The sequence below is a fragment of the Melioribacteraceae bacterium genome, from assembly GCA_030584085.1.
Taxonomy (GTDB): domain Bacteria; phylum Bacteroidota; class Ignavibacteria; order Ignavibacteriales; family Melioribacteraceae; genus SURF-28.
Genome location: CP129490.1, coordinates 913,302 through 933,508, shown reverse-complemented (window position 1 = coordinate 933,508; position 20,207 = coordinate 913,302). Strand labels below are relative to the sequence as shown.

General features: G+C 32.6%; 14 protein-coding genes and 1 tRNA gene. 5 read left to right on the top strand and 10 right to left on the bottom strand.

Features of this window, described 5'->3' with window-relative positions:
- Positions 1 to 10: 10 nt before the first annotated feature.
- From QY331_04290 to QY331_04280, 3 genes are all read left to right on the top strand, one after another.
- Entirely contained in the window at positions 11 to 571 is a 561-nt protein-coding gene (locus tag QY331_04290; GenBank protein ID WKZ70472.1) for an AraC family transcriptional regulator, read from the top strand.
- 211 nt (positions 572 to 782) lie between these two features.
- Positions 783 to 980 (top strand): cation transporter, encoded by a 198-nt coding sequence (locus tag QY331_04285; protein ID WKZ70471.1) that lies wholly within the window; start codon positions 783 to 785, stop codon positions 978 to 980.
- A 1-nt stretch (position 981) separates the two neighbouring features.
- The gene (locus QY331_04280; GenBank protein ID WKZ70470.1) at positions 982 to 3,210 is read left to right on the top strand and encodes a heavy metal translocating P-type ATPase; all 2,229 of its coding nucleotides are present in this window, start codon (positions 982 to 984) and stop codon (positions 3,208 to 3,210) included.
- Between the two features lie 62 nt (positions 3,211 to 3,272).
- Here QY331_04280 and QY331_04275 read toward each other — a convergent pair whose 3' ends face one another.
- The 10 genes from QY331_04275 to QY331_04230 form a co-directional block, all read right to left on the bottom strand.
- Positions 3,273 to 4,289 carry a guanosine monophosphate reductase gene (locus tag QY331_04275; GenBank protein ID WKZ70469.1) on the bottom strand — a complete coding sequence of 339 codons (1,017 nt, stop codon included), beginning with the start codon at positions 4,287 to 4,289 and terminating at the stop codon, positions 3,273 to 3,275.
- Positions 4,290 to 4,430: 141 nt separating this feature from the next.
- Positions 4,431 to 6,275 (bottom strand): oligoendopeptidase F, encoded by a 1,845-nt coding sequence (pepF, locus tag QY331_04270; protein WKZ70468.1) that lies wholly within the window; start codon positions 6,273 to 6,275, stop codon positions 4,431 to 4,433.
- A 59-nt stretch (positions 6,276 to 6,334) separates the two neighbouring features.
- Entirely contained in the window at positions 6,335 to 9,850 is a 3,516-nt protein-coding gene (locus QY331_04265) for a UvrD-helicase domain-containing protein (protein ID WKZ70467.1), read from the bottom strand.
- Complete coding sequence (locus tag QY331_04260; GenBank protein WKZ70466.1) at positions 9,850 to 13,617, bottom strand: ATP-binding protein; 3,768 nt, start codon at positions 13,615 to 13,617, stop codon at positions 9,850 to 9,852. Before QY331_04260 ends, QY331_04265 begins: the two co-directional genes overlap by 1 nt.
- Positions 13,618 to 13,666: 49 nt before the next feature.
- Positions 13,667 to 14,089 carry a DUF4783 domain-containing protein gene (locus tag QY331_04255; GenBank protein WKZ70465.1) on the bottom strand — a complete coding sequence of 141 codons (423 nt, stop codon included), beginning with the start codon at positions 14,087 to 14,089 and terminating at the stop codon, positions 13,667 to 13,669.
- Positions 14,090 to 14,184: 95 nt separating this feature from the next.
- Positions 14,185 to 15,018 carry a fibronectin type III domain-containing protein gene (locus QY331_04250; protein ID WKZ70464.1) on the bottom strand — a complete coding sequence of 278 codons (834 nt, stop codon included), beginning with the start codon at positions 15,016 to 15,018 and terminating at the stop codon, positions 14,185 to 14,187.
- Positions 15,019 to 15,165: 147 nt separating this feature from the next.
- A complete protein-coding gene (locus tag QY331_04245; protein ID WKZ70463.1) occupies positions 15,166 to 16,455 on the bottom strand; it encodes a dihydroorotase in 1,290 nt (429 codons plus the stop codon).
- A 23-nt stretch (positions 16,456 to 16,478) separates the two neighbouring features.
- Positions 16,479 to 17,399, bottom strand: a complete 921-nt coding sequence (locus QY331_04240; GenBank protein ID WKZ70462.1) for an aspartate carbamoyltransferase catalytic subunit — start codon at positions 17,397 to 17,399, stop codon at positions 16,479 to 16,481.
- A 14-nt stretch (positions 17,400 to 17,413) separates the two neighbouring features.
- Entirely contained in the window at positions 17,414 to 17,962 is a 549-nt protein-coding gene (gene pyrR, locus QY331_04235) for a bifunctional pyr operon transcriptional regulator/uracil phosphoribosyltransferase PyrR (GenBank protein WKZ70461.1), read from the bottom strand.
- Positions 17,963 to 18,155: 193 nt separating this feature from the next.
- On the bottom strand, positions 18,156 to 19,253 hold the full coding sequence (locus QY331_04230; protein ID WKZ70460.1) for an OmpA family protein: 1,098 nt from the start codon (positions 19,251 to 19,253) through the stop codon (positions 18,156 to 18,158).
- Between the two features lie 194 nt (positions 19,254 to 19,447).
- On the opposite strand from QY331_04230, the gene QY331_04225 reads away from it, so the two are divergent.
- Both QY331_04225 and QY331_04220 read left to right on the top strand, forming a co-directional pair.
- A tRNA-Pro gene (locus tag QY331_04225) sits at positions 19,448 to 19,521 on the top strand.
- 183 nt (positions 19,522 to 19,704) lie between these two features.
- Positions 19,705 to 20,202, top strand: coding sequence for a YajQ family cyclic di-GMP-binding protein (locus QY331_04220; protein ID WKZ70459.1), 498 nt, complete (start codon positions 19,705 to 19,707; stop codon positions 20,200 to 20,202).
- Positions 20,203 to 20,207 lie beyond the last annotated feature (5 nt).

The window sequence follows — 20,207 nt, the reverse complement described above, 5'->3', positions numbered from 1 at the left end:
CACCAAGTGTATGAAAATTAATATCAAGAATATGGTCTGCAACAGATGCATTAAAGTTGTTAGTGATGAACTACATAAACTTGGTCATGATGTTATTCATATTGAATTGGGAGAAGTTGAATTAAAGAGAGAGCCAACGAGTTCCGAGTTCGAGAAAATTAAAAAAGTTCTTAAAGAAAATGGTTTTGAATTAATCGAAGACTCAAAAAAAAGAATTATTGAGCAGATAAAGAATATAATTATCTCAAAAATTCATCATTCCGAAGGTGAAGACGAAATTTTGTTTTCAAAAGTGATTGAAAACGAATTACAAAAAGATTACTCGCAGTTAAGTAAAATATTTTCTTCAATAGAACAAATGACGATAGAACATTTCGTGATCCTTCAAAAGATTGAAAAGGTCAAGGAATATTTACGTTACGGAGAAATGACTTTAAGTGAAATTGCATATAAGCTCGGTTATAAAAGCGTCAATCATCTTTCAAACCAATTTAAAAAATATACCGGATTAACAGCCACCGAGTTTAAAGAGAACACTTCTCAAAAAAGAAAACCGCTAGATCAAATTTAGATCAATAATAATGGAACGCAGATTCTTATGATAATTAAGATTCTTTATGATTTTAATTAGCGGACATCATAACAATCATACAGATCAGCGTTTTATTGGTGTTGTGAAATAAAGTCCAAATTTTGTAAATCTTTTCCAAAATTATGTAACGCTTCCCCTATTCTGCATTCCTATATTTGTATCGTAACTTAAATCAAAAGGAGAATCACAAATGAAAAAAGAATATAAAGTAGAAGGAATGTCCTGCCAACATTGCGTTCATTCTGTAGTTTTAGAACTAAATAAATTGGAAATTAATTCTCATCAGGTTGATATAGGTAGAGTGAGTGTTGACTTTGACGAGACTAAAGTAAATGACGAACAAATTAAAGCCGCGATTGAAGAAGCAGGTTATAAAGTGGTGAATTAAAATGGAAAAGTATACAATCCCGGTAAAAGGAATGACTTGTGCAAGTTGCGTTGCACGAGTGGAAAAAGTTGTCGGAAAATTTGACCACCTTCAAAATGTCGCAGTCAATTTTGCTAATGAAAAATTATCATTTGAATCTGAGCATGATAATATTGATTTGCATGAAATTGCCAACAAAGTTAAAGAATATGGTTATGAACTGGAATTGCCAAATGAAGATCATAGCAAACATGCTGAGACTAATGCTGCCGGTCATCAACATGATGAAGAAAGTTATTCCGGAGTAAAAAAAGATTTCTTCGTTTCGTTGATTTTTACTATTCCGATATTTCTAATAAGTATGCTTTATGATTTTGAATTCTTCAGAGAGATTTGGACAATTAGTCATGAATCAACAAATAAAATACTCTTGCTGCTAACCACACCAATTATGTTTATCCCGGGAAAAAGATTCTTTGTAATCTTTTGGAATAATCTCAAACATTTTTCGGCGGAAATGAATTCTCTTGTCGCAATAGGAACAGGTGCCGCATTTTTATATAGCACAATTGCGACTTTATTTCCGGGATTACTTTTTGGAGATTCTCACATACCACATGTTTATTTTGAAACTGCCGCGGTTATCATCACTCTCATATTACTAGGAAGATGGCTTGAAGACAGAGCAAAAAAGAAAACGAATTCCGCTGTTAAAAAATTATTGAAACTTCGTCCCGATAAAGCGTTAGTTAAAAGAAACGGAAAAGAAGAAATTGTTTCTTACTCCGATTTAAGGATTGGTGACATTGTAATTGTTAAACCCGGTGAAAATATTCCAACTGATGGTGAAATAATTTCGGGTAGTTCTAATGTCGATGAATCAATGATAACCGGCGAAAGTATGCCTGTTGAAAAATCGATCGGTTCAAAAGTTATCGGCGGTACATTCAACACGAGTGGTACATTCAATTTTAAAGTTGAAAAACTTGGAGATAATTCCGTACTCGGTAAAATCATCAAAATGGTTGAAGAAGCTCAAGGTTCAAAAGCACCTATTCAAAAATTGGCAGATAAAATCGCATCCGTTTTTGTACCGGTCGTGATTCTTGTGGCGATTATAACATTTCTGGCTTGGCTTATTTTCCCGGATTCGCTTCAGTTCGATAGAGCGTTAATAAATTTTGTTGCTGTCTTAATTATTGCTTGTCCTTGTGCTTTGGGGTTAGCTACACCAACAGCAATCATGGTTGGAACAGGCTTGGGCGCAAATAAAGGGATACTAATCAAGAACGGTGAAATTTTAGAATTGATGCGAGAAATAAAAACTGTTGTGATTGATAAAACCGGAACAATAACGGAAGGTAAGCCAAAGGTTAGTTATATAATTCCGATAGATTACGAAGAGAAGGAATTGTTAAAAATTATCGGTTCTATAGAAAACAAATCCGAACACCCGCTTTCAAAAGCTATTGTTGAAAAAGCTAAAGAATATGAAATGGAATTTGATGAACCGGATAACTTTAATTCAAAAAGTGGATTTGGCTTATCCGCAGAATTAAACGGAAAGCAATATCTAATCGGTAATAAAAAATTGATGGAAGAAAATTCTGTAGAACTTTTACAAGTTGAAACGAAGTATAACGATTACTCGAACGAAGGAAAGACAGTAATTTTTACTGCTGAAAATAATAAGCTTATCGGATTGCTCACAATAGAAGACCCGGTAAAAGAAAGTTCAAAATCGGCAATTGAGAAATTGAAGAGAAAAGGTTTGAAAGTTATAATGATGACCGGCGATAATGAGTTGGTTGCAAAATCTCTGGCAGCTAAAATTGGGATCGATGATTACTTTGCAAATGTTTTACCTGAAGACAAATCTGGTAAAGTAAAAGAACTGCAAGCGAACGGAAGTAGAATCGCGATGGTTGGTGACGGAATAAACGATGCACCTGCCCTCGCTCAGGCTGATGTTGGAATAGCAATCGGAACGGGAACCGATATTGCAATTGAAACAAGCGATGTTACTTTGGTTAAAGGTGATTTAAATGATGTCCTTCATGCAATTAATTTATCTCACAAAACAATTAGAACTGTTAAGCAAAATTTATTCTGGGCGTTTATTTACAACACATTGGGAATACCACTTGCCGCTTTGGGATTATTAAATCCAATGATTGCCGCGCTCGCAATGTCATTAAGTTCAGTTTCGGTTGTTACTAATTCGCTTAGGTTAAAGCGGGCAAAGATTTGAAGGTATATATGATACAAAAAGCCCAACCCCGATTAATCGGGGTTGGCTTATTTGAACTAGGATTATTTTTTGGGGAGTCTTTCTATATAAGAACTGTTACTCAGTATCGCAAAAGCATCTTTACCTTTTAACTCTTCTAAGTTTTTACAGTTCATATAACTCAATGCACTTTTCAATCCATCCGAAATTGTATTGATAACATTTCTAACCGTTCCTTTATAAGGAACCATTGTTTCTTCACCTTCAATAAATTCACTTTTCATTTTTACACCGAATGATGCTGAGCCGCGATACTTTTTCCATAGTTGATCGCTGTATTTAATTACTTCACCGGGAGTTTCTTTTGTTCCAGCTAACATTCTTCCCAGCATAACAACATCGGCGCCGAGTGCCATTGCTTTTGCAACATCGCCGGGACTTTTGATTCCGCCATCGGCAATTAATTCAATTTTCAAATTCTCTCTTTCTCTCGTATGATAAACATTTAACAAACTTGAAACTTGTCCAATTCCAATACCGGTTTGTACAGATGTTGTACAAACGCTGCCGCCGCCAATTCCAATTCTAACAGCATCTGCTCCCGCGTTAACAAGATCTTTCAGTGTTGCACCATGTGCAATATTTCCCACAATAACTTTAGCATTGTATTTACTCTTAACCGATTCACACATTTGTAAAACTTCTTTATTACTTGCGTTTGCGGTATCAATACAAATCAACACGTTCAAGTCGGCTAATTTTTGAAGTATGTCATCTTTAGTTGTCAATCCCACTGAAACTGCATCGATTGTATTAGCAGATTTATCGTAATTCAAAAATGTTTCCAACGAAGAATCAAAACGATTAAGGATACCAATACAGCCCATCTCTTTTAATGTCTTTGCCATTTCGATACCGGTTACCGTATCCATCGGACTAGATACAACCGGAACTTTCATTTCCCTTCCAAGAAACTTTGTACTCGTTGTTACCTCGGATCTACTTTTTATTTCCGATATTTCGTGTGGAATCAGACTAATATCATCATAAGTGAGTGAGAGAGCATATTCGTTTAATTCTTTTTTTGTATAGACTTTCATTTAGTTCTCCTCTGAAGGATTATTTATTTTCTAAATACTTTTTTTTCAAAATACAATGGAACGCTGATCGTTATGATGATTATGATTTGTTAAGATCATAATTGATCATAATAATCCACTTTCCAATCAATAATTTATATTCTATAAATTTCTTTCCATTTCATCCAGCAATAGATTCATTTTATTAACAACAGCTTTAATCGGTTCTTCGGAAGTCATATCAACACCGGCATCTATCAAAACATCGATTGGATATTTTGAACTGCCGGCTTTAAGAAAGTTTAAATATTTTCCAATTGCCGACTCCCCTTCTTCTTTTACTTTATTTACTAAGACTTGCGAAGCGGCAAAGCTCGTAGCGTATTGATAAACATAAAAATTATAGTAAAAATGAGGAACACGAGCCCAAGTATATGTTTCTTCATCATCAACCACCATATCATTTCCCCATAGCGCTTTATAATTTTTACCGTAAAGTTCGCACAATCTTTCATGTGTTAAAACTTCTCCGGCTTCGGTTAATGCATGAGTTGTTTTTTCGAAATCGGCAAAGCGCGCTTGTCTGTAAAATGTAGTTGTAACATTATTGAGATGTTTTTCAATTAATGATAATTTTTCTTCTTGTGATGATGCATTTTCAATCAAGAAATCCAATAGCAAAGCTTCATTCATTGTAGATGCAACTTCTGCAAGAAAGATTGAATAATTTGCATACGGAAACGGTTGTGAAATCCCGGTATAGTGTGAATGCATATTGTGACCCATTTCATGCGTAAATGTGAACACATCATTCAATTGGTTCTGCCAATTAAGCAGCACAAACGGATGAACGCCAAATGTTGATCCGGATGAATACGCACCGCTTCTTTTTCCTTTTGTTTCGAATACATCTATCCATCTCTCATCAAAAGCTTTATTGAGATTTTTTAAGTAATCATCACCAAGCGGTTTAAGTGATTCGATTAAAATTTCTTTGGACTCTTCGTATGTATATTCTTTTTCTGTTCCCGGGAAAAGTGTAACATAAGAATCATACGGATGAAGTTCATCTAGTTTTAAAACTCTCTTTTTGATCTTTCCCCATCTATGCATCGGCTCTAAATTTTCATCAACTGTATTAATCAAATTGTTATAGACTTCGACGGGTATATTGTTTGGCTTTAATGATGCTTCCAAAGTTGACTTATAATTTCTTGCTTTTGCACTAAAGATGGAAGCATTAATGTTTCCGTTAAATAAAGTTGTTAAAGTATTTCGATATTCCACAAAAGGTTTATAGTAGTTTTTATAAACTCTTTCTCTATACGAGCGATCTTGAGAATAAAGTGAAGCCGTATATTTTCCATGAGATATTTTTACATCTTCCCCTTTTTCATTTTTGATTGTGGGAAATTGAATATCCGCGTTATCAAAAATACTGAATGTGTTGTATGGAATTGCTGTTACGGTTTGCGACATTGCAAGAATGCGTTCTTCTTTTGGTGATAGTGTATATTCCTTTTTACGAAATAAATTTTCGAAGTAAAACTTATAGACTTGCAATAATTCTTGTTCTTCGACAAACTCCCAAACTTTGGTTTCATCCATTTCCAAAATTTCAGGAACAATGAATGAACTTGCAGAAGTTAATTCCGAATGCAGCATCATAATTCTTTCGTTACGGGCATTATTTTTCGAATTTGTAAGATCAATATCTTTGCTGAGCATTGCATAAAGAAAAAGCTTTTCAAGCTCGATTCCTACCTTTTCATCAAACTCGATACAGTTTTTTAATTGCTCGGAAGATTGACTTAATTTACCCGAGAATTTTTCATATTCGTTTATCTGTGATTTGATTTCATTAAAAGCTGATTCCCATTTTTCTTCGGATTCATATATATCTTCAAGTTTCCACTTGTTTTCAGTAGGAATTTCCTCTCTATTGTTAAATTCATATTTCCCGGTTTGTGTTTCAGCAGATTCATATAAGTGATGATTTATTCGCATTCCTTTTCCTTTCGTTTTAAACAACTTGCAAATATATGATTTTGTTTGGAGAGGTTAAACTATGTTTGAAATATACATTTCTGATTTACAGCAAAATGACATTTAGCGCAATGATTTAGGTTTTTGGTAAACTTTTGATTCCGAATTGATGTGACAATCTGATGAATTTCCACTCCAAATTTTTCGACATCTATTCTATTAAACGAAAATTTAAAGGAGTGATCGGCGTGCTTTATGAAAATCAATTCTACTTCAAAGTTGGTTATTTCTGTGTATAATTTTGAAACTACATAAGCGTAAAATTTTAACTGCGGTAAGTAATGCTCTGCTTTAGAGTTGATTTTATCTACCGAAAGGTTATCGGTTTTGTAATCAACAATAATTATACTGTCGCCATCAATAATCAATTTATCAATAATTCCATAGACGTAATAATCACTTTCCTTTGAATAGATTTCATATTCATTTGTAAAATTTTTATAAGTTTTTAGTCTCCGAAAAGTCTGACTGGCATAAAAATCCTCTACTTCTTTATGAACCGTTTTTATAAAATCTGATTTCTTATTTTCTATTCTGTTATGGTAATTTGATGCAAGTTCTGCAATTCTAAGATGTAATTCTTCACGGTCAGTTTCTTCTTCCAATATTTTATGAATGATCTGCCCTTTTATATCTGCAAATAAATTAAATTTTGAATCTTCATCATACTTAAATTCATATTCATTAATTGCGGATTTAGTTAGATTAAAAAGCTCTGTGTATCCTAGTTCGTAGGTCAGGTAATACTTTATAGGACATTGAGTAAAGATTGCAATTTTTGTTGCAGACACAATTTCATTTTTTTCATGATCTGTTATTTGCTGCAATTTATAATTTTTGTATTCATTAGCTTTTTTCTTTTCATTAACAATTTGTGAATTTTCGTTTATTGTTTTCTGAATCTTAATCACTGTTGAAAACTTATGTGAAGTGATTGCAAATTTTTGCGAAGCATCCGCCATAAATTGAAGCTGCGAATTAAGTGTTACTGTTTCACTATTTAAATCAATATCCAAAGCATTGGTTAGAAAACTGAGGAATGAATTTTTTGTAATTTTATTATCATTAACAGTCGCCGTTATATAAACATTATCAATCGCGCGTGTAATACCGACATAGAATAATCGTTTTGCTTCAGCAATTTGTTTTTTGGTTTCAATATAATTATGAAGATCAATTATTGCTGAAGAAACATAATTTGAAAAGTAACTCTTATTTCTGGGAACCTTTGTCAGAATTCCCCAAGTCTTATTTATTGCAATACTTTTTGATTTTATCGATTCATCACGTACTTTTTCATTACACTTGAACAAGAATACGTGTTTAAATTCCAAACCCTTTGATTGATGTAAAGTCATAATTTTGACTGCATTACTTACTTCCGCAACTTGAGCCTGCCCTTCATCTTCTTTTATCAAAATTGATTCGTTCAAATAAAGTTTAAAATCATATAATGTTTTGAAGCGTTGAGTTGAAAAACTTCTAGCTACTCCTATCAGTTTAAATAGATTGGATATTTCTTGTTCATAGTTTTGCTTAGCAGCAGCTACTCCCCAGTAATTGCACGACACAAATAACTCTCTTATTAATGCTGAAAGTCTAATTGAAGACGCCAATAAAATATGCCGTTCAAGTTTTTTTACTATTGATTTTATTTCTGCTGAAATTGACTGTGAAGATTTTAATTTGTCGAAGTAATTCTCGCCTTGTTGGAGAAATATTTTATAAATAATCTCATCGTCTAAAGAATAAAAGGGTGAACGCAATATTCCGATTAAAGCAGTATCATCATCAGGATTTACTAAGAATGAGATATAGTTAAAAAGATCATAAATAATTTGGCGTTGATAAAATCCTTTTCCGCCGGCAATTACATAAGGAATTCCTAATTCATTAAATGTTTTTTCGAGTTCGTAAAATGCATCACGCTTTCTGCACAAAATTGCAAAATCGTTCCAGCTATTACTCTCATGGGTAGAAACTATTTCAATAATTTTTCGCGCAACAAACTTGGCTTCATCACTTTTATCTAATTGATTAATCAATATTTCGATATTCCCTTTTTCGTTTTGATTTCTGGAACAGATTAATTCATTATAACTAACTTCATTGTAAACCGCATTTGATTCAGCAAACAAACGCGAGAACAATTCGTTTACAAAATGTGCTATTCCCGGTGCAACTCGAAAGCTATGCGGAAGTAAAAGATTTCCGCTTTCGTTCTGATTTACAATTTCATTTTTAGTTCTATTAAAAACTGCTAACTCAGCTTCTCTAAACATATATATACTTTGTTTTTCATCGCCGACTATAAACAAGTTACCTTTCTTTAAGTTATTCAGAATCGGCATGAATATTTCGTATTGTATTTCGTTAGTGTCTTGGTATTCATCAATCATTATATATTCATACTTGTCTTTCAATAACTCGTTAAAGTTTCGTTTTGAGGTAAGATTTTTTGTGAGAAGTAAAATATCTTCAAAATCCAAAGACCCGGCTTTTCTTTTTCGTTCGTCATATTCTTCTAAAAGAATTTTTCCAATTTGAAAAATATCCTTTGCATACTCAATTGTTGCTTGAAGGACTTGTTTATCGATTTGAAATTCTACTAAGAATTTTAATTCATCCAATTTTTCTTCAATTCGATCAACTAATGTTTGGTCAGTATCATAATCTTTCTTTTGGTAACCTCGTTTTTTAACCGAAAACTGCTTAGTAAAAAATAAGTCAACAAGTTCCGGAAAGAGTTTAATCTTTTCTAATATGGAATTTCGATTATGGATTTTATCAATACAATGGGTGATTTCAATTGCAAGTTGGTTATCTCTATCCTGAGCTAAAATACTATTATTGAATTCCTTTATAAGTTCGATTAGATATTGTAATTCATTTGTGTAAATATGATGAAGAAACTCGTCAATAAGCCTTTCATAGTATTGAATAATCTCTTCGTTCCTGTTTATATAAATTGTTTGTTCAAGTTTTTCAAATATTTTTCTATTATGAACAATATTTTTAATTTCAGAAATAAACTTATACTTGCCGCCAAGTAAACGAATAATTTTCTTAAGCGATTCAGTGTAATTTGTTTGTTGTAAGTTTTGAGAAACAAATTCTTCGATCGTAATATCTAGCATCTCGTTTGCATCTTGTTGATTAAGAGGAGTAAAATTAGCATCTATACCAACTTCCGGAGAGAACTCTTTTAGGATACTTATGCAAAATGAATGTATTGTTGAAATATTCGCTGAAGTAAGTTGTCTGCGTATTCTTTGTAAAATCTTCAATTTGTGAGAATTAGTTTCTTCATTTAATCTTAGATCAATCTCGTCTGATATTTTTTTATTAAGCTCGGCCGCTGCTTTTTCTGTGAATGTAATTGCGACTATTTTACTTAACGGAACATTTTCATTTATGGCAATTTCAACGTAACGGTTTGCAAGAACAAATGTCTTGCCCGAACCTGCATTAGCGGTTAAAGAAATATGCTTTTTATATTGGAGAGCACTTTGTTGAAAAGGCGTTAATTGCGGCATTATCCTAACGGAAGTTTTATTTCAAAAATAGTTCCTGAACTACTGGTTTCTTTCAATCTAATTTCTCCATTCATATTTTCAACTGTTTTCTTCGCCATACTGAGTCCTATTCCCATTCCTGACTGTTTCGTGCTAAAATTAGCATCAAATATTTTAGCAATATTTTTTTTGTCAATTCCAATTCCATTGTCTTCAAAAGTAAGTACTACAAAATTTTCTATAGTACGTGTTTGTACTATAATCTGTTTAGCCTCAGCTTGAATTGAATTTCTTATCAAATTTATAAATACTCTTCTCAGCTGATCTTTATCCGCTTCAATTTTACAATGATCAACCTGGTGGATAAAATTAATATTTTCATCTACGAATAAATTAGTTGCTTCAAATAATAACTCATCAAGATACAACATCTCAAACTTTGGATTAGGCATCCGAGTAAAGACAGAAAATTCCGACGCTATGTTTTTTAATGCTTCTATTTGATTTACAATTGTTTGTGTTACTTTTTGAAATAAATCATCAAACTTTGGTGATTTATCATTATAAGCTGTTATCAATTGCTGCACAGATAATTTCATAGGAGTAAGCGGATTCTTTATTTCATGCGCGACTTGTTTAGCCATTTCCTTCCAAGCGGTTTCTCTTTCAAACTCGGCAAGTTCTGCTTGGTTACGACCCAATTCTTTGACCATGTAATTAAATCCCTGAACTAGCTCTCCAACTTCATCATCACGTTTTATTTTTAACTCAATATTCAAATCGCCTAAAGCAATTGAACGTGTCGCATTTTTTAATTGAGTAATTGGTTTAGATATTTGTCCCGATAATATAAATCCCATAATCAGAATTATTATCATGGCTACTGAATAGCTTATAAAAATATAAACATCTACCTCTTCGCCTGCGAGTGGAACAACAATTTTATTAAAACCGTCATCAATTTTAATTACATGATACTCACCTAAAAGACTTGTTTTGTAGTAAATAGAATTGAATGAAAACTTTTCAATACTTTCTTTTACAACGACATCATTTAATCCCGCTAAGAACAAGCTTTGAAAAGCAACCGGATTTATTACCTTAGGAATTAAGCCTACCTCATAATACTGGTCGTTACTAGAGTATATATACTCATTCGTTTTATAAAGTGTGAAGTCAATTCCAAGATCAGTAGTAGCTTTTGCCGCAATAGCTTCTAATTTTAAATTAGAAGTTTGAGTATAAGTTTCTAAGTAATTCTCTAAACTGCTTGCCCTTTTACCGAGTTTATATTCTATTGAAGTATCATTTTTTGATGTTGTTAATGATCTAAAAAAAACAGATACGAGAATGAGCGGAACTAACGAAATTCCTACAAATGAGATGAGTAGTTTTTGGGTAAAAGTAAGTTTGAGAGATCGATTCCTTGAAAAGAAATAAAACAAGTAAACTATAAAAATTGAGATTATAATAAGTATATGGACAAAAAATACTTTAAAGAAATCGAATAATCCCCAGCTAAGTTCTTTTTCTTTTAATGCGACTGAGATAACTCTGCTGATTGAATTTTGCTCCCTTTTAAGAACAAATACAAGATGTCTTTCGTTGTTTAAATTGAAATTTAACCATGCTTCTCCATATTCATTGTATGGTGCGTCTAAGATTGAAATAATTTCATTTTCATTTAGGTTATAATTAGAAATGGTATTAATCAAAGTGCCTTGATGAAAATCATAAATTTTCAATTTCTCAAAATCTATTGTATCGTTTATATAACTATTATCGGCGATCATGAAATCCGGAGCATCGGGAACATTTAAGGAACTCAAATCGTACATTACACTTACGGTAATATATCCGATTACACCTTCTACATCTTCAATGCTTGCTATTCCTCTAATAATTTTATTGTCAGAAAACAAAAGATCTTCTTCAAAAATTTTTATTTCATGTAAATCAGAGAGCTCAGTTGAGTAATTATCCCAATCTATATTAAATTCATTACTGAATCTAAATTCAAAAGAACCGACTTTGTTATGATTTCTATCGAGTAAACTTACTGCACTTCCTAAAGTTTCTTTTTGAAGAATACTATTGCTCCAGAGTTTAAAAGCTATCGAACTGCTGTTTGTGTTGTTCAGATAAAATGATTGTACTGTTTCTCTATCCGTAATTGCTCTAACTAATGTTTCTTGAACTGCAAATTTTAATAGCTCTTCGTTTTGTCTAGTAAGATTATATGCCGTTTTGCGCAGCGAATCTCTTTCCACCAAAGAGTTATACTGGGTTAACAGTAAAATCACAAGAATAGAAGATAAAACCGCATAAACAAAATGCTCTCTAACTCCAACAAACTTCAATTTAACGAAAGAGAACAAAGCGATAAAAGTAAATAGAATAAATATTATTCTGAATAATGGCGTCCCTTGTGGTTCTCGTTGAATTAAATCATAAAGCAATCCAATAATTTGAAACAAGAAGAAGATAGAAATGAAGTAACTAATGAAGTTTGGATGATCTTTAACATTTCTAAAAATCACAATAAGATATGTTATCGAAATAACAAAAATGATTATACCAAGAAGTAGTATGTTAAATAACATAAAAACTTCTATTGAAGACGGCAATAAAGAACCTTCTTTGTAATATCTTAATGAAGAATCAAGGACTATACTCTTGACGGAAGCTCCTAAACTTCTCAGAGTTAAAAAGTAGAATGGCATAAAAACTAAAAGTGAAAATATGAATTGCAAGCGTAGCTTTAAGTTTCTATCTGTATCTCGTTTATAGTATTCAATTGAATAGCGAAAGGCGATATAAACAATTACTGCAATTATAATTAAAGAAATAAATAATTCGAGAGGTGAGCCGGCAATTCCGCCACCAAACAGAGAAGAAAAATATTTAGAATTTGTTATTGCTTGGCCTTTGAACAGGCTTGATAGCTCTAAGTATAAAATGGCATACCTAAATAGAATAAGATATCCACCCAACAGAAAGAATTTGATCAGATTGGATTTAATCCTTAATAAATACTTAACAATTAGCAATCCTATAACTATTATTAAGAGTAACGACGAGATAGATTGAGCAAGATTGAAATTAGCTGCAATTTTATCGAATTCATTCTCTCTAGTTGGCTTTAGAAAAGTTACCGTACCAATTTTATTATTGTTTGAATTAAGCAATGCGAATGAATGTTTTCTCCCATCACGAGAAGGTTGGGCTTCTTTGAATAAATTGAATTCAACCTCGGTGTTGAATTCTTGAGAGAAAATGTTGCTTAGCTGAACCGGCTCGAAATATATATTTTCAATCTTATACTTCTTTTCAATAGGTTGAAAAATTGCAAGATAGTATTGACCAAAAGAAAAATTTAATGTGTCATAAGCGCTTATATAATCGACTAAACTATTTGAAATAAAATAATTTTCTCTCGGCACAAAATATTCGTCAATAAGATTACTGTTATCTAATATGGACGAGTAATGCCATGAGATTAAATTTTTCCCCGAATCCAACAGTGCAAATACAAATTGAGTATTGTCGTTGGTAAATAAATTTGAACCAGTCGTCTTAAGTAATTGTGGATCAATACTTTTAATATATTCTTTTTGATGTGCTAAATTATTTAGAAGGTTTGACTGTATCTTCTGAAACTCGGTCAGAATTTTTAATTCAATAGTTTCTATTTTTTCATTTAATTCTTCTTCCCAATTCTCCGTTTTATTTTTTAATACGATCGGATTAATTATGCCGATTAGGATAATCGCTGTAATAATTCCCAAAGCAATTGATAATATTATTTTATTACTGATCGATTTTATGCGTGCCTCTTCAATTTATCGATATTTGAGAAATATAAAAATTAGGACCGGATTTTTGCAGCGAGATAAATATTTTATGAGAACCGCGAATTCCATTTCGTAAATAGATATATTCACCCCAGCCAAATGGTGTTTGGCTTTCCCCTTGTTTACTGCTAAACTTAAATTTAATAGGAGTGTATGCAGAAAAATAATCTTTCAATAAATTATAGATTTGTGAATAGCTATAGTAACCTGTTAAATCACTTGTAAAACTAAAGTATGTTTTGCTATCTATATACTCACCAAGTGAAGAAACTTCACCACTATTAAATGCATCTTCAATTTTAATTAATGATTTTGTTCCATCAATTGTATCTTGAGCAATTATTGATGAAAGGAATATTAAGGTGAATAAAATAATAAGTTTAAGAAATGATTTTGTTGATTTCATATTCAATGATTTTGTAATGCTTAAAAAATACTCATTTGAAAATAAAAAAGCATCCGACAAAATTCGGATGCTTTTATGGTCTATTTGATCATTTACTAATAGTTTTTGTGTAATTTTCTGATTCCGGTTCGAGATTCATTATTTCGATTTCCTCGTTTTAGTTCTCTTTCACCGGTTACGGTTTGATAAGCCCAATCAAATACCATCATATCTCCTTGGATTCTGTTAATTCGTATCTTTGCATAATGATCATCGTTTGTCCAGATTACGTAGGTATGCCCTGGTATTGCCTCGGTATATTTTACATTTTCTCCTTCATATAAAGGAACCCAACCACCTATTGGTGCTTCGGTAATATCGTAAATATCGTAAGTCGAACCCATATCTTGAATATCTGTATCATCCCAAACATTGATGTAGTAAGTTCCTTCATAATTTTCGAAGAAGAAATCAGCATCCCAAGAATCGAAAGGAACTACTCTGTATGATGAGAAATCATATCCCGCTTTGCTTGGACTCGTAAAATAATCAAAAACTGATCTGTTATATCCTTCTGGTCTTGGAGTATCTTTAACGTAATCGTAACTCAATTCACTTTCGTTTCCGTCAAAATCATAAGCTGCAACTGCGTAAAAATAAGTTACTCCGTTTTGAACATCATAGTCAACAAAGTAATTCGAAGTGGTACTTCCAATTAAAGTATATCTTCCTTCATAAGTATAATTGTAGTAAACATTATAACCTGCAACATCTCTTTCAGGATTAGGGCTCCATTGAATTTCAACCCAGTTATCACCTGTAATCGTGACGACATTTGTCGGAGGTGATGGTGGTGTCGAGTCATAGTAATACTCCTCATCACATGAGGTTAAAAACATAGCAAAAGCAATTAAAGGTAAAAAAGTTAGTTTAAAAATGATTTTTTTCATGGCTTCCTCCGTTTTTACTAATAGAAACTCAAAGAGAATGCCAAATCAGATTCTGCTTGAAGTATTGGTTTTTACCAAAATTTGAATGGGTATTAAATATTTGCTGCAAAATGTGAGTCCACTCTTGTATAGAAGAGTGGACACACATTATATTTTTTTAAACTCTCCGTTGAAAAACATTTGGGAATTATTAATTACTCCTATAGCTTTTCCGGTTAATAACCTTTTATCGAACGGAGAATTTTTTGATTTCGATTTGAATTTAGAAATGTCCACTGTCCAAACCTGATTGAGATCTAAAAATGTCAAATTTGCTTTTTGACCAACTTTTATTGTTGGTAAATTTAATCGAAGAATTTTACGCGGATTGATAACAAACTTTTCAATTAGTTGATCTATGGTTAAGTGTTTTTTATGAAGCAATTCTGTTAATGCTAATCCAACTTCTGTTTCTAAACCGACAATTCCGTTTGGAGCATAAATAAATTCCATTTCCTTTTCTTCGATTGAATGTGGTGCATGATCACTTGCAATACAATCAATCGTTCCGTCTTTCAATCCTTCTATCATCGCATTAATATCTTTTTGAGTTCTTAGAGGAGGATTCATTTTGAAATTAGTATCGTATGATTTAAGATTCTCATCGGTTAAGGAAAAATGGTGAGGTGTAACTTCGGCTGTAATATTAAGTCCTCGTTTCTTTGCTTGTCTAACCATTTCCACTGAATTTGCTGATGAAATATGAGAAATGTGAACATGTCCTCCGCAATATTCCGCCATTATTATATCTCGCATAACTATCAAATCCTCAGCAACAGTTGGAATTGATGGCAAACCCAAATTTGTAGAAGAAAAACTTTCGTTCATCACACCATCTGCCAGAGATGGATCTTCACAATGTTCAATAACGGGAATATTATACATCTGTGTATATTCTAAAACATTTCTTAAAATTGCGGCCGATTTAATTGCAACACCATCATCAGATACGGCAACAATTCCAGAATCAACCATTTCGGCGATCGGTGCAAGTTCTTCACCTTTTCTTTTTAATGTAGCTGCTCCGATTGGATGAACATCGACTAGATGATTTTTTGCTTTTTCTTTAATAAGGTTTACAACTTCGGCTGAATCAATATCCGGAGATGTGTTGGGCATACAAGCAATACCAGTAAATCCGCCTGCAGCGGCACTATTACTTCCGGTTAAAACAGTTTCCTCATCTTCTCTTCCGGGTTCACGAAGATGAACATGCATATCATAAAATCCGGGTGTACAAATTTTGTCTTCGAGCTCAAAAATTTTTGCGTCTTTTATTTCTGAAGATTTCAATTTTCCGATTTTTGTAATCACACCATCTTCAATAAGCAGATCAGCTTTCTCGTTTAGTTTAACCGAAGGATCAATAACTGTTAGATCTTTTAATAAAATTTTCATTTCTTTCCTTCCGAATTTAGAATTTAGTTCTTAATTCCAAGCAAATAAAGTACTGCCATTCTTACTGCAACACCGTTTGTAACTTGATCAAGAATAACTTGATAAGGTCCATCGGCGACTTCCGATGAAATTTCAACTCCCCTATTTATGGGACCGGGATGCAAGATGACAATATCTTTATTATTTTTTTCAATTCTTTCCGCATTAATTCCAAAATAGTTATGATATTCACGTAAACTTGGAATTGTGCTTCCAGCCTTACGTTCTAGTTGAATTCTCAAAACATTCAAGACATCATTTGATGAAATAGCTTCATCAATGTTATGTAATACTTTTACACCTAGCGATTCAATATCTTTTGGAATCATAGTCTTGGGTCCGCAAACAGAAACATTTGCGTCCATAGCTTTTAATCCGTAGATATTTGATAATGCAACTCTGCTATGCGCGATATCACCAACAATACAAACATTCAAACCTTCTATTTTACCAAGTCTTTCTTTGATCGAATACATATCTAGTAATGCTTGAGTTGGATGTTCATGTCTTCCATCACCCGCATTAATAATATTTGCATTGGAAATCTTTGTTAAAAACTGCGGAACTCCAGCTGATTCATGTCTAACTACGATCATATCAACTTTCATTGCTTCAATATTTTTAACGGTATCTTTGAATGTTTCCCCTTTACTTGTACTGCTACCGGACTTTGCGAAATTTATGGTATCGGCCGATAACCTTTTTTGAGCTAACTCAAACGAGATTCTTGTTCTTGTTGAGCTTTCATAAAAAAGATTAACTATTGTCTTCCCTTGTAGAGTCGGGACTTTTTTAATTGGTCTTTCAAGAACTTCACGAAAGGTTGTTGCGGTATCTAATATAAGTTGAATATCTTCTCGCGGAACACCGTGTAAACCTAATAAATGTCTGCTCGATAATGGCATTTTTTTTCTCTCTTTTATCCTTCTTTTGAAATATCTATTAAATAAACAGCATCTTCACCGTCGGTTTCTGTTAATTTAACTTTTACTTCTTCATTTATTGAAGTAGGAATATTTTTACCAACAAAATCTGCTTTAATAGGAAGCTCACGATGTCCTCTATCAACCAACACACAAAATTGGATTGTATTTGGTCTTCCTAAATCCATTAATGCATCAAGAGCTGCTCTCACTGTTCTACCAGTGTATAGAACGTCATCAATAAGAACAACATCCTTTTCGGAAATATCAAATGTAATATCTGTTGTTGAGACCTCTGGTTGTTTTAATCTCATTCGGAAATCATCACGATATAATGTTATGTCAAGAACGCCTAATTCAATATTGCTACTATCAATTTCTTGGATCTTCTTATGAATTCTTTGAGCAATAAACTCACCTCGAGTTCTCATCCCAATTAAAACAACATTTTTTGTTCCTTTATTTCTCTCAATAATTTCATGAGCTAGTCGGGCGATGGTTCTCTTTAAACCATCTTCGTCAATAATTTTTGCTTTTATGTTCATATAAAAAAAATCCTCATCGACAAATAGTCTTTGAGGTCTCCGTGTTTGTGTGATATGTAATTATTTTTTCCAATCCTTGATTATCTCTCTGGATAAAATTAAAGGGAAATACGTTGCAATAATAAAAAGAATTAAATCAATATAAAAATATCAAAAAAAAAGGGGTCACTAGGTGACCCCTTAAAATTAATGCTTAGTTGAGAACTTTGAACTCTACTCTTCTGTTGATTGCTCTTCCGTCAGCTGTTTTGTTATCAGCTATTGGTTGAGATTCACCATATGATCTTACTGTTAATCTATCAGCAGAAATACCACGTGCGACTAAGTAATCTTTTACGGTTTGAGCTCTTCTTTCACCAAGTTTCATGTTATAGTCTTCAGAACCGATATTGTCTGTATGACCCTGAATTTCAACTCTCATATCAGGATTTTGTAGTAGTACTTGAACAGCATGGAATAATACTGGATATGATTCACTCTTAAGAGTAGCTTTGTTGAAATCAAAGTTTACACCAACAAGAATCCATTGTTGGCTTGCAGGTTCTTTAACAACAACTTGAGTTTCAATAACTTCTGGTATGTGTTTCTTGACTATGTTTTCAATTCTTTCATAATCAATTTCAGGAACGTTAACTGCGATACCATCATACAATTGGCAATATTTTGAAGGTTCGCCTTTTGAGAAGGTATACATTAAGCCAAGATTGAAAGTCATGTATGCATCTGTTGTAGCTCCGAAAATACCGCCCAAACCGGTTCCGTATGCACCATCAAGACTTGTGTTAGGTACTTGATGAAATCCCAATTCAGAAGTTAGAGCCCAAGAGTCTGATAAGTCTATATCAATACCTAAACCTAGGTTAACTTGGTAATCTAACAAATTGTCCAATGTTGGGTCAGGGGGATTATCGTACATTTGATAAACACCACCTAAACCAGCAAACATATATGGTGAAACTGATTCACATGGAGCAAATGTATAAACAAAATCAATATTACCGGAAATTAAATTTGTGTTACCATCTCTGCTCAATCCTGCACCCCAAGCATATGATATGTGGTTAAAACGGCCTTGCAACCTAAGAGCGGTATGCTCACTAAAGTTTCTCTGAAGTGTCAAAAAACCGCCAACACTTTCATTTTGTGGCCAAATACCTACATTATGTGAAGTTAATCTTGGGTAAGAAACGCCAAACCCGAATCCCCAGCTATCTTTAGCAAGCTGTGCGAATGCATTGCTAGAAAAAGCAAAGAACAGTAAAACGGCTAAAATGGTAAATAGTTTTTTCATGTTCACCCCTTAAGGTTGTTAGGTAATAACTTATTTTTAATAAATATTAAGTCTTATTTAAGAAATTATTATGAATAATACAACATTAAATGATACTTTATTACAAAAACTCCAAATCGCCCTAATGTGTAATTTAGAGATTGATTAACGATTATGCAATATTTATTTTTGTTTTTTGTTATTAATCACATTTTCGGGGTGTAGCGCAGCCCGGTAGCGCGCTTCGTTCGGGACGAAGAGGCCGTAGGTTCGAATCCTATCACCCCGACCCGGTTTATTTTCTGCTTATTTCAACTCTTCTTTTTTGCGTATCGTTCCAAGCGAAGATAGTAATTAGTTTATGAGATTTTTTAAATATTTGCTTACCTTTTAAAGCAGAATTTTTATTTAGTTCTCCTTAAACCGTACCAATTTTTATTTTGCGTTTCAAGAATATAATCGAGGAAGAAAAATGGCACAAAAATTTTCGTTTGATATCGTTTCCGAAATTGATTTTCAAGAAGTTGACAATGCTGTTAACCAAGCTGTAAAAGAAATTAATCAACGCTATGATTTGAAAGACTCAAATACCGAGATCAATTTGAATAAGAAAGAAAAAATAATAAACATGAACTCCAAGGATGATTATTCAATTAAAGCCGCGGTTGATATTCTTCAAACAAAATTTATTAAGCGCAGCATATCACTAAAATCAATGAAGCTTAGTGAAGTTGAACCTGCAGGTGGTAATAGAGTAAAACTCAAGATAGATCTTCAAAGCGGAATTTCTAAAGATAATGCAAAATTAATCACAAAACTTATTAAAGATAGCAAAGTAAAAGTAAACGCTCAGATTATGGATGAAATTGTTAGAGTTCAAGGTTCAAAAAAAGATGAACTTCAAGAAATCATCCAACTAGTAAAGGATGCTGATTTAACTTTTCCTGTGCAGTTTGTTAACTATAAATAAAATTT

What these genes read in the sequence shown, in the direction of transcription:
- QY331_04240 (WKZ70462.1), bottom strand. Translation starts at nt 17,399, where the DNA reads ATGCCATTATCGAGCAGACATTTATTAGGTTTACACGGTGTTCCGCGA.
- pepF (WKZ70468.1), bottom strand. Translation starts at nt 6,275, where the DNA reads ATGCGAATAAATCATCACTTATATGAATCTGCTGAAACACAAACCGGG.
- QY331_04290 (WKZ70472.1), top strand. Translation starts at nt 11, where the DNA reads ATGAAAATTAATATCAAGAATATGGTCTGCAACAGATGCATTAAAGTT.
- QY331_04220 (WKZ70459.1), top strand. Translation starts at nt 19,705, where the DNA reads ATGGCACAAAAATTTTCGTTTGATATCGTTTCCGAAATTGATTTTCAA.
- QY331_04265 (WKZ70467.1), bottom strand. Translation starts at nt 9,850, where the DNA reads ATGCCGCAATTAACGCCTTTTCAACAAAGTGCTCTCCAATATAAAAAG.
- QY331_04255 (WKZ70465.1), bottom strand. Translation starts at nt 14,089, where the DNA reads ATGAAATCAACAAAATCATTTCTTAAACTTATTATTTTATTCACCTTA.
- pyrR (WKZ70461.1), bottom strand. Translation starts at nt 17,962, where the DNA reads ATGAACATAAAAGCAAAAATTATTGACGAAGATGGTTTAAAGAGAACC.
- QY331_04285 (WKZ70471.1), top strand. Translation starts at nt 783, where the DNA reads ATGAAAAAAGAATATAAAGTAGAAGGAATGTCCTGCCAACATTGCGTT.
- QY331_04280 (WKZ70470.1), top strand. Translation starts at nt 982, where the DNA reads ATGGAAAAGTATACAATCCCGGTAAAAGGAATGACTTGTGCAAGTTGC.
- QY331_04250 (WKZ70464.1), bottom strand. Translation starts at nt 15,018, where the DNA reads ATGAAAAAAATCATTTTTAAACTAACTTTTTTACCTTTAATTGCTTTT.
- QY331_04230 (WKZ70460.1), bottom strand. Translation starts at nt 19,253, where the DNA reads ATGAAAAAACTATTTACCATTTTAGCCGTTTTACTGTTCTTTGCTTTT.
- QY331_04275 (WKZ70469.1), bottom strand. Translation starts at nt 4,289, where the DNA reads ATGAAAGTCTATACAAAAAAAGAATTAAACGAATATGCTCTCTCACTC.
- QY331_04245 (WKZ70463.1), bottom strand. Translation starts at nt 16,455, where the DNA reads ATGAAAATTTTATTAAAAGATCTAACAGTTATTGATCCTTCGGTTAAA.